Here is a 16,156-nt window from a genome sequence, read left to right on the forward strand (position 1 = left end):
TTGTATTAGTTCATTAAAGATGGTTTAGCTTCAGCGCTAAAATCTAATGTAGAATTATTAGTATCCTTCAATATTTTTTTACCGTTTGAAGTTGTCGAAAGCACTTTACGACGAACACTTTTTCCGTAACGTGTTTGGTCAGCATCAACTTTTCCGCAGTATGTCCATCCTTTATCTAATGACGGAGCTGTAACAATCCATTTAAATTCTGACTGAACGCTTAAGTTTACAGCATCTACAATCCATGCATTTGGGATAGAATAAACGCTTTCTCCCATTGGGTAACTTTCTCCTCCAAACACTAAATTATATTCGTAATCATAGGTATAATCTGCTAAATAAGTGTTTTTGCTGACTGGTAAACGGGCAATTACAAAACTTTTAAAACCTCTATTATGAATGATCATCGAAGAAAATAAATTCTCCATATTAGGCACCGCAGGATTATCTACATCATCGGCATCTTCTGTATAAAATTCGAAAGTCGCCGTTCTTAAATCGATTGAACCCGGATTGTATTCTTTGTGGTTAATAGCATCATCGGCAATAATAAAAAATTCACCTGGTGCAATTGGATACGTTTTTCCAGTTCCTGGAACAATTGCAATCGCTGATGCTGCAAATGATTGTGCCATAATATTTGGCGTGTAATCTTGTTTGTCAACGGTCATAAATTCTGATTGCGCGATCATTAATCCGTCTGCATATAAAATATGATCTGTATTGTTGTGAATTTTAAAGTATTTATCACCCTGATATTGTTTGCCTTCGGCAGTTTTTGTTCCTGTAAAGAATATCTCTTCGATAACAAAATCTGATTGTGTTGTTTTCAGGAAAAGGTTTAAGGAAACAACAGCGCTTCCTCCGGTAACTACAACCGATTCTTTATAACCACTTACAGAGGCTTCAACAATAGTTCCGTCGGCATCGTACTTAATTTTTCCATCAACAGAAATTTCATAAGAACCTTCATTTAGATTAATCGAAAGATTATTATTTACAAAAGCGCTGCTTGGCGTTACTTTTCCTGTATTCAATTCTTTAAAAGAAACCGAAAGTTCAGAAAAGGTAACATTAGTAAGATCTGTTGGATTTACCAATTTTAGCGTCAAGGCAGTTTGTTTGCCGCTATCGTTGTCATCGTCTTTAGAACAAGATTGTAATAGTGCCATTACGGCTATCGTTAGATAAATGGGAAGTAATTTAATTTTCATAATTGCTGTATTTATTAATATTAAAAGTTAAAAATTCAAGTTGATTTCCATCCCGAAATAAGGAGAGTTAAGTCCTCTTCGTTCTATTTTCTGACCGTTGATTTCGTAGTTTTGATAGTAACTAAAAAGTCGGTTAACGAACATGGAAATTCTAAATCTCTTATAAAAATCCTTAGAGACTTTTAAATTCATGTTCATCGACATTGGGATTGTTTTTTTCTGAAACAAAGCATCATTGTATTTGATGTCCAGCCATTGCAAAACAGGATCGGTTTTGTCTTTTTCGAGATAAGGATGTTCTTTTCCTGAAGGATCTATATACGCGATTGGCGTTCCGTTTAGCGGCGTAGACTGATCGCTTCTAAACCATAAAAACTGAAACGAACTCGAGAACTCCAAACCAAGTGAAGGAACATAAGTATCTACAATTAGGTTGGTATTTAATTGTTGCTTTTCTGAGCCATCATCCCATTGATAAAGACCTATGTACGGAAGTCGTTTTCCGTTTATAATAATATCTTTTTGTCCGCTTTTATAGACAGGATTGCTATTGGTATACGTCGTTTTAAACCAGGCGCCATTTACGGTAAAACGGGTATTAATTGCTGTAAAACGCTTCGAAGAAAATTGAAACTCTACTCCGGTTTTCAGTAATTTACTTCCGTTATTGGTAATGCTGTACGAAGTCAGTAAAGTATCCATAACAAACCTCATCTGAGCGAGATCAGGCGGAGCTGTCAGGGTTGTAGGATCGATAGAATTATTGTCGTATTTTTTATAAGAGAGCGCCTGATAACGGGAACCATTTCTGAATCCGGAATCTAAACGTTCATTAAAAAGCGTAACCGAAAATCGATTATTATCATATAAAAAATCAGTTCGAATTTCCCATTTTTTATTAATTGCTGGTTTTAAATCATAATTTACAGGAGAAGTTTTATAAGTCATTAAATTAATTCTTCTGTATTCAGGCGTATTATGATAAAAGTTGAGCTGCACCAGATCATTATATATAAAATCAGGATAAAGCTGAGCGAGCGTCGGAAATTTAGTGTACTGCCCGAAACCTGCCGTAAATTCTGTTTTAAAAGACTTTTCTCCAATTTTAAAAGAAGGCAAAACCCATTGCGCATTTACTCTGGGATCGAAATAATATTTTCCGGAAATAGCATAAGCAGATGGCACATTCAATAACGACATGGCCCGAATTCCGCCAGCAGCATTCAATTGATGTTTTCCGAAAGAAATCGTAATGGCATCTTCAGCAAAAAAAGAAATATCTGTACTTGCCGGAATGTCTTTGTAGGATCTGGGACGTGTAGACATTTCAGGAGATGGCGGATGCGTGGTATCATACACCTGCCCTTTTCCGTTATTTTTAGAATACGTCCATTCTGAGCCTGCTTTCAGAGCATGTTTTAATCCAAATAAACGCATTTCAAAATTTCCCATCGCTTTTAAAAAAGCATCAAACGGTTTTCCGTCTACCAAAAGATTTGAAGTATACTGCGGAGTTAAAAAAATACCATCAGATTCGCCTTGTTCTGTATTATTAGGTATCGCCGTTGCATTCGAAACCTGTACCCATTTTGTCTGTTCGATTTTATCATATTGCTGACTAATGGATGTCGTCAATTGAACCGATTTAAAAAATGATGAGGTTTTAAAATTTAAATCGAAAGAATTAGCGATCGAAAATCGGTTATAATCAGAAGTATATCGGTCTATTTTTGCATAACCCACATTTGGATCTGCTTTTTCATTGTCCATAGAACCGCTATAATCTAAACTCGAATTCCATTGCAAAAGATGATTTTCATTTTCCCATGTTTTTTGAGCCCTGACAGATGCTGTAATTCTCTTGTAGTTTTCGAAACTATTTCTGGGATCTGATTTTGCATCGAGGTAATCTAAACCAAAATTCAATACAAACCGTTTTTCTTCAGATTCAAAACCTTTGCCTACATAAAATAACTTACTAAATTCATCTGCTTTAAAACGAGATTCCCAATTACTGCGTCCGCTTTTTCGTTTAATTTTGATCAATCCGCTGGTTAAATCGCCATATTCTACAGATGAAATTCCTCTGATGATTTCTACTTTCTCAATCTGATCTGTAGAAATAGAACGCATGTCTACGCCTTTTGATGTGGTGTTTCTGCGTGTATTGGCATATCCGGAACCTTTTGTAATGCTCACATTTGGTCCTGTTGTGTATTGCAAATTGGCATCGGTATTCAAAGGAATTCCGTCAATAACAAAAGAAGTTCCAAGCGATGAAATATCATAATTGGCATCAGACGTTCCTACTTCTCTTAATTTTATATGGTTAGAAGCATTAAATACAGGATCTTTTGAGCGTCCGCCAGGCAGTAATTCTAATAAATCTGTAAAACTTGAAGGCTGTAAATGCTGCATCGCTCGTTTATCGATGATCGATGTACTGGTCATTCCGCGAGATTCTGTTGCCGTGACCACAACTTCATTTAACTCGATACTTGACGGAATTAATTCTAAAGTGAGATTTTGACTTGTTGTAAAGTCCAGCTTTTTTTCAAGGATTTTATACCCTTTATGAGATAGTTTTATTTTGTAACTCCCCGTTGCAAGATCCTTCAGAATAAGATTTCCAAAATCATTTGACAACATTTCTCCTTTTTGAGCTAATCCTTCTGCCTCAAGCAAAACTCCTTTTATTGGCAGTTTACTTTCGGCATCCTTAACGCTAATCTGAATATTTATTTTATTGATGCTTTGTGTAAAACCAAGGTTAAAAAACAAAAGGAATAATAAAACAAGAATAGATTTTACACATTTAACAGTTATTGCGGGGAGACTATTACAAGAAGTCATTGTATTTATTTTGAAATGCGATTATACGATGTATAACAGAACGGTGATTAAAAGTTGCAAATATAACTTAATTTAGACTAAATAAAAATAGTATAAATTAAAATGTAAAAACTCTAATTTTAAAGGGATGAATTAGTTTGCTCTCATATTTACAAATCATTAATAAACAACAACTTAATAAATTATTTTTTAATGATAAAAATTTAACCTTAACTCATAAAAAGCTGAAAAACAATTCACTTTTTCTATTTTAATATTTTATTCTAAAAGTAAATAATTACAAAAAGCAAAGCTGCTTTTGAGTGAATATCTTTGATTTCTTCTTTTAAGTGAAGCTTGAATCCTAACCCTTTAATGCAAAAAAAAGCCCCTAAACTGTACTAGTTTAAGGGCTTTTCATTTTGAATGAATGCTACTCTGATAAAATCATTCACTTATATCGCAACGCATTGTAGTAAGGATTTTTTTGAAACCTGCTTTTTCATAGGCACGCACTGCAGCTTCGTTTTCATCATATACCTGCAATCTTACCTCGGTAATTCCCTGAGATAAGACCCATTTTTTAAGCTCTTCAAGCAAAAGACCACTAATGCCTTTTCCTCTAAATTCTAAACTTACAAACATAAAACCAAGATATCCGAATAGCTCGTATTTTTCATATGGTTTTGCAGCCCGAATTTGCGCATAACCACTTGCAATAATTTCATTATTACTTTCGACAACCAATATTTCTGTTGCCCTATCTTCTATCAATTCCTGTATATCATAATAAAATATTTCACCCTCTTTAAGTGTGGGATCAAATGGTCGTTCTGCATCAACAAGAGTTTGCAGAAATTGGGCTAGCTTAGGCAAATCATTCTTGTCAGCAGGCCTGATCGTTATGTTTTTGGTATCTATACTCATATTTCAAATATATTAAATCCTTTTTGATTCAATTAAAAAAAGAGCTTAGAAAATTGAATTTTAGCTTTTGTAAATGGTGTAGTTCGTTGTTTGTGAAATAGTTTTATATTAGCAATGGTTTGTTTATAAAATACAAGCTTTTTGAGAAGACAAATTATCATGAAAAAACCTGTTGAAGTTTTAGTTTTAGAAAAACATACGATTAAGTTTTATGATGAATCCAGATATTCTACTGATCCATCCGAAAGTAAAACGTATGATAAAACTTTTATTAGTAGTGACAAAAATTACTCAGCTGCATTGATTGGTATAGAAGTAACAGACGATGAAGATAATACAACAAGCTGTTTAATAGGTGCTGAAGGTGGTCTAACAGGAATAAATGGAAGTACAACTTTAATAAGTTATGGCGGAATCGTAATTTGTTGTTCAGATACTGTTTTTAAATTAACAATACCGGACTTAAACCTCGAATGGAAAACCGTTGCAGATCCTATGACTTGTTTTGAAATTGATTATATTGATAAAGATTACATTGTTCATGGTGAACTTTTAATAACGCGACTTGACAAAGACGGAAAAATTGTCTGGCAAAATGGTGGTCGTGACATTTGGACTACGCCAGAAGGTATTGACGTTTTTACTGTTTATGATGATTATATCCTGGCTACAGACTGGGATTATAACAGGTATAAATTTGATTTTGATGGAAATATAATCGAAGAATATAAAGTGGAACCTCCAAAAAAAGAAATCACATCGCAAATAACCAAAACTAAAAAATGGTGGAATTTTTGGTAAACAAATATTTGAATCAAGGATTTTAGAATAAATCTTAAAACTAAATTTTGAAAGATAATGGCAAATCAATTTGAAGATACTATCAGGAAAGCATATCATTCTTTTAACGAAAGAAATATTGACAACGCCTTATCGACCATGCAAAAAGAGGTGCAATGGTCAAAAGCATGGGAAGGCGGTTATATAAGCGGTCATGATGAAATAAAAGAATACTGGACAAGACAATGGACGGAAATAAATCCTAAAGTTGAACCAGTTGGTTTTAATGAAAGGGATAATGGAAGTCTGGAGGTTAAGGTGAAACAGAATGTAAAAGATCTTCAGGGAAATTTAATATTCGACGGGATTGTCAAGCATATTTATACTTTTCAGGACGGACTAATTAAAACTATGGATATTGAACTGGTAGAAAATAATTAGTTTTGTATTTGATAATTCATTTTCAAATTTTTAAAGGCAATAGTATTTGTTCTTTTTTGAAATTAAAATCAGGATATGGAAGAACAACTTTATGAAATAATAAAGAAGGTATACGATAAAAATAACAGAAATTTGTTCACTTTTTTGACCGGTGCAGGAATTTCTGCTGATAGCGGAATACCAACTTACAGAGGAATAGATGGAATCTGGATAAAGGGAACTCAATTTCATAAACCGGAAGAATTTGGAACTTATAAATATTTTAAAGAACACCCGGAAGAGGTTTGGCAATATTCTCTTTTTAGAAAAAAAATGTTTGAAAGTGCTGAACCCAACGAAAGTCACCGCGAAATAGTAGAGATTGAAAATCTTTTAGAAGATAAATTTCATTTAATAACTCAAAATATAGACAATTTACACCGACGCGCCGGAACAAAAAGAATTTATGAAATTCATGGCAATAACAGAGAAATTAAATGTTCTAACGGTTGTAAGGAAATAGTAAATCTTCCGGATGAAATAAAAGGAAAAGACATAGACGAAGATTTAACAGCAAATGATATTGAATTACTAAAATGCAAAGAATGCGGCAGCTGGATGAGACCCTATATTTTATGGTTTGATGAGCGTTATGACGAAAAAACAAACAAAAGATTTAGCGCTTTAAAAATTGCTAAAAATTCAGGTATTCTATTTATTGCGGGTACTTCGGGAGCAACAAATTTGCCGATAGTCATTGCTGAAACTACTTTAAAATATGGAGGAACAATTGTTGACATTAATACAGAAGACAATTTGTTTACAAAATTGATTAAAGACAAGAAAAATAAAATTATTATTCGTGGTACATCAACTGAAACGCTTAAAACCATAAAAGAAATTTTTAAGAACATTTGCTGAGACCAAACGAAAATTACAAAATCAGAAAAAAATAGAATCATGTCAATAAAACAAGAATCCGAATTAATCGGAATGCAAAAGGTGAGTGAAGCTGTTGCTTATACTCTAAAGGAAATGAGAAACTTTGCCAAAGCTGGAATGACAACAAAGGAATTAGACGAATTTGGCGGAAAAATACTGAATGATTTAGGTGCAAAATCGGCGCCTTATTTAACGTATGGTTTTCCGGGATGGACTTGTATTAGTGTAAATAATGAATTTTGCCACGGAATTCCTTCTGCTAAAAGAATTTTAAAAGAAGGCGATTTAATCAACATTGATGTTTCGGCAGAATTGGATGGTTTCTGGTCTGATAACGGCGGTTCATTTGTAATTGGCGAAGATGTAAACGGACATCAGCAATTGGTTGATGCCTCAAAAGATATTTTACAAAAAGCAATCGACAATATAAAAGGCGGAGTAAAAATTTCTGAAATAGGTTATCTCATCGAAACAGAAGCTAAAAAAAGAGGTTACAAAGTAATCAAAAATCTTGGAGGACATGGTATTGGAAGAAGCTTGCATGAACAACCGGATGAATTACTAAACTATAAAAACAGATTTGATCAGAGACGTTTTAAAAAGGATTCTGTTGTAGCAATTGAAACTTTTATATCGACTTCTTCGTCGCTTGCTGTAGAACTTAATGATGGCTGGACAATGGTGGGCAACAAAGGCGGACATATGGCGCAACACGAACATACCATTGTGGTTACAAACGGCAAACCTATTATTCTGACTGCAATGAACGGAATCTGGAATTAACAGATTCTCAAACGATATTAAAAAACAAAACCCTTAAATAGTTATTTATTTAAGGGTTTTGCTTTTTTTAAGAATAAAATCAATTTAACACATAGAAACATAAGTTACAGGACTGTAAAAGAAGATAAAAAAGAAACTAGTTTCTTCACGCACAGCTATGTTTGTTAATGTTAGTGAAACGCCTTTACAACGTTACAAAATCTATGTTCCTATGTGTTAAAATAATTACACCAAGTTTTTTACTTTTTTATTTGTCTACTGCTTTTTGCAATTGTGCAGGATAACGATCTCCCTGAATAGTAGTTTGAGCAAAAGCATCATCAATATTTTTAATATCTTCTACAGATAGTTTAATTGAGGCTCCACCAATATTTTCTGTTAATCGGTGTGATTTTGTTGTACCCGGAATTGGTGCAATCCAAGGTTTTTGTGCCAATAACCAGCCTAATGCAATTTGTGCAGGAGTGGCATGTTTTTGAGAAGCAATTGCCGAAAGTAAATCGACTAATTTTTGATTGGCTTTTCTGTTTTCTTCACTAAAACGAGGTAAAGTATTTCTAAAGTCGTTCTCTTCAAAACTGGTGCTTTCTGTAATTGCGCCTGTTAAAAATCCTCTTCCTAAAGGACTAAACGGTACAAAACCAATTCCTAATTCTTCAAGTGTTGGTAAAATTTCTAATTCAGGTTCTCTCCACCAAATAGAATATTCACTTTGCAAAGCTGATACGGGCTGAACAGCATGCGCTTTTCGAATAGATGATGCACCTGCTTCAGAAAGTCCAAAGTATTTTACTTTTCCTTCCTGTATAAGATCTTTCACCGTTCCGGCTACGTCTTCCATTGGTACATTTTGATCTACTCTGTGTTGGTAGAATAAATCAATAACATCGGTTTTCAAACGTCTTAGAGATTCTTCGGCGACAGCCCTGATATTTTCCGGTCTGCTATCTTGTCCGTTAAATGCCTTTCCATCTTTAAAACCAAATTTGGTTGCAATCACTACTTCTTTTCTAAACGGACTTAAAGCTTCTCCTACCAACTCTTCATTCGCAATACCATAAGCTTCGGCAGTATCAAAAAAGGTAATTCCCTGTTCATAGGCTTCTCTGATTATTTTTATGGCATGTTGTTTTTCGATCTGAGCGCCATAAGCAAAACTTAATCCCATACAACCCAATCCCAGTGCAGAAACTTCTAAACCCTGAGTTCCTAATATTCTCTTTTCCATAATTTTATTTTTAAAATCATTTTTAATACTACAAATTTCCTTCAATAATCTCAGTTGCCTATAATACAGATTACTGCTATTCTAACCATTTTTACTGATTTGCATCATCACGCTAAGTTATTAAAAATCTGAGTAGTATATTTGTGTATATAATTTCACAGACGCATCATGGATCCTTTCATTAAACTCGAAAAAGTAACTCAGTACAATCAATTAAAAGATGTTGAAACGCAGCATCCTTTAATAAGTGTTTTTGATAATTCGAATAGTAAACCTTTGCCGAATCATACGCGCATACATTTTAGTTTTTATGCTATATTTTTAAAAGCCGGAAATTGCGGCGAATTAAGATACGGACGCAACAATTACGATTATGACGATGGTACAATGGTTTTTGTAGCACCCGGGCAAGTGCTCGAGGTTAATAATACCGACAATTATAAATCTACCGGTTTGACCTTACTTTTTCATCCTGATTTGATAAGAGGAACTTCACTAGCGAAAAACATCAGTCAATATTCGTTCTTTTCTTATGATTTTCATGAAGCACTTCATTTATCTTTAAAAGAACAACAAATTATAAAAGATTTATTTAGTAAATTAGAATATGAGTTAAGCCAGTCTATTGATAAGCACAGCAAAAACATTATCAGTAATAATATAGAACTGCTTTTAAATTATTGTGTGCGTTTTTATGACAGACAATTTATCACGCGTGAGAACATCAATACTGATATTTTATCCAAATTTGAAAATTTGTTAAACGACTATTTTCAATCTGGAAATACGCAGGATTCAGGTTTGCCTTCTGTTGGATATTTTGCAGATCGTTTGCACCTTTCTTCTAATTATTTTGGAGATTTAATAAAAAAAGAAACAGGCAAATCAGCGCAGGAACACATTCATTTAAAATTAATTACCTTAGCGAAAGAACGAATTTTTGATACTGAAAAATCTGTAAGCCAAATCGCGTTTGAACTGGGTTTTAAATATCCGCAGCATTTTAATCGAATGTTTAAAAAGAATACGGGCTACACGCCGATTGAATACAGAAATTTAAACTAAAAATCCTTAAACCAGATTTCATAAACCAAAAGAATGCTTGATAACTTCCCTTTTTATTTAGGCCTGTTAATTGTTATTTTATTACTGATTATGTTGGCTAATAAAATAAAAGTTGCTTATCCGATATTACTTGTATTGGCCGGACTGGCTATTAGTTTTATTCCCAAGGTACCTTTAATAAAAATCGAACCTGATCTGATCTTCTTTATATTTCTGCCGCCTTTATTATACGAAGCGGCATGGACAGTTTCGTGGAAAGAAATGTGGCGCTGGCGACGTATTATTACGAGTTTTGCCTTTGTGGTCGTTTTTGTCTCTGCACTTTCTGTAGCATTAGTTGCCAATTATATTATACCGGGATTTTCATTAGCCTTAGGTTTTGTTTTGGGTGGCATTGTATCGCCTCCGGATGCGGTAAGTGCCGGCGCTATTTTAAAATTTGTGAAAGTACCTAAAACTCTTTCTTCCATTTTAGAAGGCGAAAGTTTACTGAACGATGCATCGTCTTTAATCATCTTCAGATTTGCGATGATTGCCGTAGCGACTGAACAATTTATATTTTATAAAGCGGCGGTAAGTTTTAGCTGGATGATTTTTGGCGGCGTTGGAATTGGTTTATTAATTGGATGGCTTTTTATGAAAGCACATAAATATTTGCCTACCGATGCCAATGTCGACATCGTTTTATCATTGATTACCCCTTATATTATTTACCTTGCTGCCGAGGAAGTTCATAGTTCCGGTGTATTGGCCGTAGTATGCGGTGGTTTGCTTTTATCGAATAACAGACATCGTTTTTTGAGCAGTAGGTCCCGTTTGCAGGGTATCAATGTCTGGCAGAGTCTTACTTTTATTTTAAATGGTTTTGTGTTTATGCTGATTGGTTTAGATCTGCCTCAAATTACAGATGGCCTGAAAGTCGAAGATGTTAGTATTTCGTCGGCAATTGGGTATGGCGTTCTGATCACGTTTGTTTTAATTATCAGCAGAATGTTGTCTTCTTACGGAGCGGTTCTCGTGACGCTTATTGCGCGCAACTTTATTACGGTAGCCGACAGAAGGAATCCAGGTTACAAAACGCCATTTATACTGGGTTGGACAGGAATGAGAGGTGTTGTATCATTGGCTGCAGCCTTATCTATACCGGTTTATTTGAATAATGGCAACGGTTTTCCGCAACGGAATCTTATTTTGTTTATCACTTTTATCGTTATTCTTTTAACCTTGGTGATTCAGGGACTCACATTACCTTATTTCATTAAAAAAATCAATCTGACTAATATCTATGATCCTTTGCCAAAAGAAGAAGCACATAATAACCTGCGTCACGAATTAGCTGAATTTGCTTTAAATTATCTTAAAACCAATTATAGCGACGAAATCGAAAATAATACTTCGCTACAGCATCTTATTCAAAAATGGGAACAATACAGCAATGGCATTGATGACGAAGAAATAGGAAAAGAGCTTAAAGTAATTTATCTCGATTTATTAAATAAGCAAAGACAATGGCTCATCAATAAAAATAAAGAAGACCGAATTCTGGATGAAACGATCATTAGACGCCAAATGCATTATTTAGATATCGAAGAAGAAAAATTGCGTTATCTGTAAAGCCATTTATTTTAACATCAAACTCTCTTTTTAAGATCTGGAATTTTCTCCGTCAGATGTTTCCAATATCGTTTTGGCATATGCTGAAGATGGAGTTTTGTATTTTTTCTCGATTCGATATTCACACTTTTGAAATAATTACGCCACAGATCCTGAAAAAGTTCTTCGCCTTCGTCCCCTATTTCGGCTAAAGATTTTGAGGAACTCGATTCAGCATTAAATTGCAATTCTACAGTCGATACATTTTTCAGATCGTAATACACACCATATTTGCGTTTGCTATCATAAATTAACCAGCGCTGATCTGCGTAACGGTTTTTAAAATGAGTTTCTATCACGGGCAATACATTACAATCCGGTTCGACAATTGCGTAGTACAATTGGTCTTTGGTTAACTTAAACCTGACAAATGCTTCCATACGATGTGCTTCTTTTCCGGTAAGTCTAATGGCTTTTCGTAATTCTAAAACATCGTTATTGCTAAAATCATCTTCTATATTTATGGTACTTGACAATACATATTGCACATACCGAAACATGATTTCTTCAATCTTCTGGGTTTCTGATAAAAAAGCCTGATACAAACCGTGATATGCATTTTGAGAAAGGCGTTTTTTTAAACCGCTTAAAACCCGATTTACTTTTACCTCATTTGTAATCACAAGATGATTTGTCGAAAAAAGCAAATCGGCAGAAGCTTCGTTTTTGGCAAAAACAATATCCTGCAATTTATATTCATAAATTTCAAAAACGGCTGTAACCCAGCCTTCAAAAGTACTATCGTAAATTACCTGTGTCATTTTTATTAAAATAAAGCAAGTTGGTTCGAAAAGTCATTCTTGTATTTACTCTTTTGCGAATCTAAAATTTGATCTTTAATTTGAATTGAAGTTAAATCCTTTTGTAATTGAAAAGGCGTTGCAAAGGCCAGAAAATATTTGGCGCGTGTATAGGCGATTCCTAATTTTTGCAAATCCTGAGGAACGAGTTTTTTAAATTTTCTGGCAGCTACAATTTTCTTCGCACTCAAAAAACCAATACCGGGAATACGTTTAATGAGTTCGATATCAGCCGTATTTACATCAACCGGAAACTGATTCATATTTCGCAATGCCCAGCCTAATTTTGGGTCGATGTCAAGATCAAGATTGGGCTGATCGAAACCTACAATTTCATTTACATTAAATCCGTACAAACGAATTAGCCAGTCGGCCTGATACAAACGGTTTTCGCGAATCATAGGTACGGGAGTTCCAATAGCGGGAAGTCTGTTATCGTAACTTATGGGTACATATCCTGAGTAATATACACGTCGCATGTTCATTTGATCATAGAAATAATTGGCCATGCCCAGAATTTCCATATCATTTTCCTGAGTTGCTCCAATAACCATTTGAGTGCTTTGTCCCGCCGGAGCAAAAAGCGGGGCTTTGTAGTTGAGTTTTTTCTCTTCTTTATGACCAACGATTTCTTTTTTAAGATATTCCATTGGTTTAATCACATCGATATGATTTTTATCCGGCGCTAATAATTTAAGGCTTTGCTCGGTTGGCATTTCTACATTTACACTCAAACGATCGGCGTACATTCCGGCTTGTTGCAGCAATTCGTCGCTCGCACCAGGAATCGCTTTAAGATGTATGTATCCATTAAAATTTTCCTCCAGACGCAATTTCTTGGCAATCCTTACCAAACGTTCCATTGTATAATCAGGATTATCAAAAATACCGGAACTCAAAAACAAACCTTCGATATAATTTCTTCTGTAAAAACCAACCGTTAGATCCACAACTTCCTGCACAGTAAAAGCAGCACGTTTTACATCATTACTTTTTCGGCTTACGCAATACGCACAATCAAAAATACAATGATTGGTTAGTAAAATTTTCAGCAACGAAACGCAACGTCCGTCTTCAGTATACGAATGGCAAATACCATATCCTTTCGCATTTCCTAATCCGTTATCCTTATTTTTTCGATTGCTTTGACTTGACGAACATGAAACATCATATTTCGCTGCATCAGCCAAAATCGACAACTTCTCCATCACTCTTTCATGTACCATTTTTGAGTCTTTTTAGTGGTTAAAAAACTAAATTTGTTTCACCTCAAAACTACTCTTTTAAGATACAAAAGGGCTGAAATTGGTTGTTCTAAATTGTATCAAATTTCGATAAAGCAATCTCAACTAATTAATAATAAAAACATTGAAAAAACATTTTTTTTTACACATAGAGACATAGTTTCGGCTTCTTTTAAAAAGGCGTTTCACTTATTTAAAACAAACATAGTTATCTCAATAAGAGAAATGTATTGCATTTTTAATCCATTAAATCTAATTAACAATAAAAGATCAAAGCCCAATTTTCCCTTCTGCCCAATACGCTTGTGTATAGATTTTTTTATTCGAAATACCTTTTGCTTTTAAAGCTTTTCTAAAGGTTTGAATAGACTTTGCATTTCCCATTAAATAAAAATGTGCGTGCTGCCATAAATCCCAAATCGTATCGTCGAAATTATTTAGAATATTTACGGCACGTTCAGCACTATTAACCGATTTTGGTATAATATCAACCGCAAGTCCTAAATCTTTTGGAACTTCTGCAGAAGCTGGATCTAATTCTAAAATGCCCAAATAGTTGTTTTCATTCGCATTAATTTCATCTTTAAAACTTTTAAAAACACTTATACAGGTTTCATCTCCATAAAAAAATTGGTATTTTTCTTCGGTTTTAAAAAATTCAAAACCTCGCGGCAAACCTACCGTAATTTGATCATTAGGTTTTAGGTTTTCGACAAAACGACTTCCGGGACCTTTTTTATGAATATGAAAAATCACTTCAAATGTTCCTTCTTCGCTATTCCATTTACTTGGGGTATAATTGCGATAATTGGTATCATCAATCCTGATAATTATAGCCTGACCAATTTTAAAATTGATGTGCGGAAAATGACCTTTGAATCGGATCATTTTTATATTTTCACTAAGCATTTTAGTATCGGTAACTTTTACTTTGCAAATCTTGCTGCTAAAGGCGAGTTCCATAAAATCTCCAATAATTTTAGGCATCGAATTCATAGTGGTGTGTTTTAATTTCAATGCAAAATTGAGATTAAAACCAGAAACACAGATTGCATAACCAAGAGGGATGATTGGACTATTCGCGGAATTTTAATCGAAAGGCTAAAGGAGTTTCTCCGGTTACTTTTTTGAATAATCTCGAAAAGTAAGTATGATCTTCAAAACCTAACATAAAGGCAATTTCTTTAGCATCATATTCGGTATAATACAAAAATCGTTGCGCTTCTAAAATCATGGCATTTTGCAACCAATAAGTAACTGATTTACCTGTAGAAGCATTCACACAATAATTTAAATGTGAAGTTGTAATATTTAGTTTTTGAGCAAAAAAGGACGGACTTTCTAAAAAAGTGGTGTTCGAAATCAATTGCTTAAAATTAGCATAAATCTGAGCTGACTGATTTTTATGTTCTGATAACGAACGATCAGATTCTGAATATAAATTCACGAAACGATAAATAAGAGCTGTAAAGAAACCGTTTACAATCGCGGTTTTATTTACTGTAATAGTTTCAAAAGCCCGATGTAATAAACCTATTGTTTCAAGAAGATCTTTTCTTTGTAGTTTATCGATTTTATGAGCCTGATCTGTAATTTTTAAGTTTTGAAATACCGCAGCACAATTATTCGGAATCAAAAACGGAGCGACACCAATATAATATCCGGCGGCATCCGGCGAAACAAATTTTGGCGCATGAATCTGAAAAGGCTTAATTATGACAATACTTTGCGCGCTGGTTTTTACATCGATCATGTCGCACTCCATGATTGCTTTTCCTTTTGTGAGTATCAAAAAAATATAAAAATCATCGCGATGCGTTCCTAATCTATTCATCGTCGCCGCATCTTTTCCTAATGCAGTCAATTCAGTAATATAAATACCTCCTACGGCTTCTGATCTCTGATTGTAAATAGGAATTTTCAAATTGCTTTTTTTGGAGTTATAAATAGTAAACGATGAGGTTGTACAAACTTAGAAAATTAACCCGTCGGATGTAATGCATAAAAAAATAATTAAACACATAGAAACATAGATTTTATGTTTCTGAAAAGGTAAATCAAAAAGAAACTAGTTTCTCACACATAGCTATGTTTGTTTTAAATAAGTGGAACGTCTTTACTGAGTTCAATAATGCTAATGTTTCTATGTATTAAAAATAATTACACCTAATGGGTAAATTAATCTCAAACTGATTGTCTCGGCAAAATCTATTGTAAATACAAAAGCCCTTTTATCTTAAACAGACAAAAGGGCTTTTTCATTATAAT

At 34.0% G+C, this 16,156-nt stretch carries 14 protein-coding genes; 6 read left to right on the plus strand and 8 right to left on the minus strand.

The features are described from left to right. Window positions 1-5: 5 nt before the first annotated feature. The 3 genes from L0669_RS00840 to L0669_RS00850 all read right to left on the minus strand — a co-directional run bounded on the left by L0669_RS00840 (window position 6) and on the right by L0669_RS00850 (window position 4,973). The gene (locus L0669_RS00840) at window positions 6-1,214 is read right to left on the minus strand and encodes a DUF4876 domain-containing protein (protein ID WP_263760601.1); all 1,209 of its coding nucleotides are present in this window, start codon (window positions 1,212-1,214) and stop codon (window positions 6-8) included. A 27-nt stretch (window positions 1,215-1,241) separates the two neighbouring features. Then, on the minus strand, window positions 1,242-4,067 hold the full coding sequence (locus L0669_RS00845) for a TonB-dependent receptor (RefSeq protein ID WP_263760603.1): 2,826 nt from the start codon (window positions 4,065-4,067) through the stop codon (window positions 1,242-1,244). A gap of 426 nt (window positions 4,068-4,493) precedes the next feature. Beyond that, window positions 4,494-4,973: a GNAT family N-acetyltransferase gene (locus tag L0669_RS00850; RefSeq protein ID WP_263760605.1), complete on the minus strand. Its 480-nt coding sequence runs from the start codon at window positions 4,971-4,973 to the stop codon at window positions 4,494-4,496. Between the two features lie 141 nt (window positions 4,974-5,114). On the opposite strand from L0669_RS00850, the gene L0669_RS00855 reads away from it, so the two are divergent. From L0669_RS00855 to map, 4 genes are all read left to right on the plus strand, one after another. Beyond that, window positions 5,115-5,774 carry a hypothetical protein gene (locus L0669_RS00855; protein ID WP_263760607.1) on the plus strand — a complete coding sequence of 220 codons (660 nt, stop codon included), beginning with the start codon at window positions 5,115-5,117 and terminating at the stop codon, window positions 5,772-5,774. A gap of 57 nt (window positions 5,775-5,831) precedes the next feature. After that, window positions 5,832-6,194, plus strand: coding sequence for a ketosteroid isomerase (locus L0669_RS00860; RefSeq protein ID WP_263760610.1), 363 nt, complete (start codon window positions 5,832-5,834; stop codon window positions 6,192-6,194). Between the two features lie 75 nt (window positions 6,195-6,269). Then, window positions 6,270-7,094 (plus strand): SIR2 family NAD-dependent protein deacylase, encoded by an 825-nt coding sequence (locus L0669_RS00865; protein WP_263760612.1) that lies wholly within the window; start codon window positions 6,270-6,272, stop codon window positions 7,092-7,094. 39 nt (window positions 7,095-7,133) lie between these two features. Then, entirely contained in the window at window positions 7,134-7,898 is a 765-nt protein-coding gene (map, locus tag L0669_RS00870; protein ID WP_263760615.1) for a type I methionyl aminopeptidase, read from the plus strand. A gap of 247 nt (window positions 7,899-8,145) precedes the next feature. Here map and L0669_RS00875 read toward each other — a convergent pair whose 3' ends face one another. Beyond that, complete coding sequence (locus tag L0669_RS00875) at window positions 8,146-9,126, minus strand: aldo/keto reductase (RefSeq protein WP_263760617.1); 981 nt, start codon at window positions 9,124-9,126, stop codon at window positions 8,146-8,148. A gap of 168 nt (window positions 9,127-9,294) precedes the next feature. Here L0669_RS00875 and L0669_RS00880 point away from each other — a divergent pair, with 168 nt between their 5' ends. Then, window positions 9,295-10,191, plus strand: coding sequence for a helix-turn-helix domain-containing protein (locus L0669_RS00880; protein ID WP_263760619.1), 897 nt, complete (start codon window positions 9,295-9,297; stop codon window positions 10,189-10,191). Window positions 10,192-10,224: 33 nt separating this feature from the next. Continuing rightward, window positions 10,225-11,805, plus strand: a complete 1,581-nt coding sequence (locus tag L0669_RS00885) for a Na+/H+ antiporter (RefSeq protein WP_263760621.1) — start codon at window positions 10,225-10,227, stop codon at window positions 11,803-11,805. 17 nt (window positions 11,806-11,822) lie between these two features. Here the strand turns inward: L0669_RS00885 and L0669_RS00890 are convergent, their stop codons facing one another. The 4 genes from L0669_RS00890 to L0669_RS00905 form a co-directional block, all read right to left on the minus strand. Then, window positions 11,823-12,605 carry a TIGR03915 family putative DNA repair protein gene (locus tag L0669_RS00890; RefSeq protein WP_263760623.1) on the minus strand — a complete coding sequence of 261 codons (783 nt, stop codon included), beginning with the start codon at window positions 12,603-12,605 and terminating at the stop codon, window positions 11,823-11,825. A 5-nt stretch (window positions 12,606-12,610) separates the two neighbouring features. Then, the gene (locus L0669_RS00895; RefSeq protein WP_263760625.1) at window positions 12,611-13,870 is read right to left on the minus strand and encodes a putative DNA modification/repair radical SAM protein; all 1,260 of its coding nucleotides are present in this window, start codon (window positions 13,868-13,870) and stop codon (window positions 12,611-12,613) included. 288 nt (window positions 13,871-14,158) lie between these two features. After that, a complete protein-coding gene (locus L0669_RS00900; RefSeq protein WP_263760627.1) occupies window positions 14,159-14,884 on the minus strand; it encodes a siderophore-interacting protein in 726 nt (241 codons plus the stop codon). Between the two features lie 79 nt (window positions 14,885-14,963). Then, window positions 14,964-15,812 carry a helix-turn-helix domain-containing protein gene (locus L0669_RS00905; RefSeq protein ID WP_263760629.1) on the minus strand — a complete coding sequence of 283 codons (849 nt, stop codon included), beginning with the start codon at window positions 15,810-15,812 and terminating at the stop codon, window positions 14,964-14,966. Between the last annotated feature and the right edge of the window lie 344 nt (window positions 15,813-16,156).

Origin of the sequence: Flavobacterium bizetiae (assembly GCF_024271895.1) — a bacterium.
In the GTDB taxonomy this organism is placed as follows: domain Bacteria; phylum Bacteroidota; class Bacteroidia; order Flavobacteriales; family Flavobacteriaceae; genus Flavobacterium; species Flavobacterium bizetiae.

Excerpts from the sequence above, each read along its gene's own strand:
- L0669_RS00895 (WP_263760625.1), bottom strand. The coding sequence starts at position 13,870 with ATGGTACATGAAAGAGTGATGGAGAAGTTGTCGATTTTGGCTGATGCA.
- L0669_RS00900 (WP_263760627.1), bottom strand. The coding sequence starts at position 14,884 with ATGAATTCGATGCCTAAAATTATTGGAGATTTTATGGAACTCGCCTTT.
- L0669_RS00875 (WP_263760617.1), bottom strand. The coding sequence starts at position 9,126 with ATGGAAAAGAGAATATTAGGAACTCAGGGTTTAGAAGTTTCTGCACTG.
- map (WP_263760615.1), top strand. The coding sequence starts at position 7,134 with ATGTCAATAAAACAAGAATCCGAATTAATCGGAATGCAAAAGGTGAGT.
- L0669_RS00850 (WP_263760605.1), bottom strand. The coding sequence starts at position 4,973 with ATGAGTATAGATACCAAAAACATAACGATCAGGCCTGCTGACAAGAAT.
- L0669_RS00890 (WP_263760623.1), bottom strand. The coding sequence starts at position 12,605 with ATGACACAGGTAATTTACGATAGTACTTTTGAAGGCTGGGTTACAGCC.
- L0669_RS00860 (WP_263760610.1), top strand. The coding sequence starts at position 5,832 with ATGGCAAATCAATTTGAAGATACTATCAGGAAAGCATATCATTCTTTT.
- L0669_RS00840 (WP_263760601.1), bottom strand. The coding sequence starts at position 1,214 with ATGAAAATTAAATTACTTCCCATTTATCTAACGATAGCCGTAATGGCA.
- L0669_RS00885 (WP_263760621.1), top strand. The coding sequence starts at position 10,225 with ATGCTTGATAACTTCCCTTTTTATTTAGGCCTGTTAATTGTTATTTTA.
- L0669_RS00845 (WP_263760603.1), bottom strand. The coding sequence starts at position 4,067 with ATGACTTCTTGTAATAGTCTCCCCGCAATAACTGTTAAATGTGTAAAA.
- L0669_RS00865 (WP_263760612.1), top strand. The coding sequence starts at position 6,270 with ATGGAAGAACAACTTTATGAAATAATAAAGAAGGTATACGATAAAAAT.
- L0669_RS00880 (WP_263760619.1), top strand. The coding sequence starts at position 9,295 with ATGGATCCTTTCATTAAACTCGAAAAAGTAACTCAGTACAATCAATTA.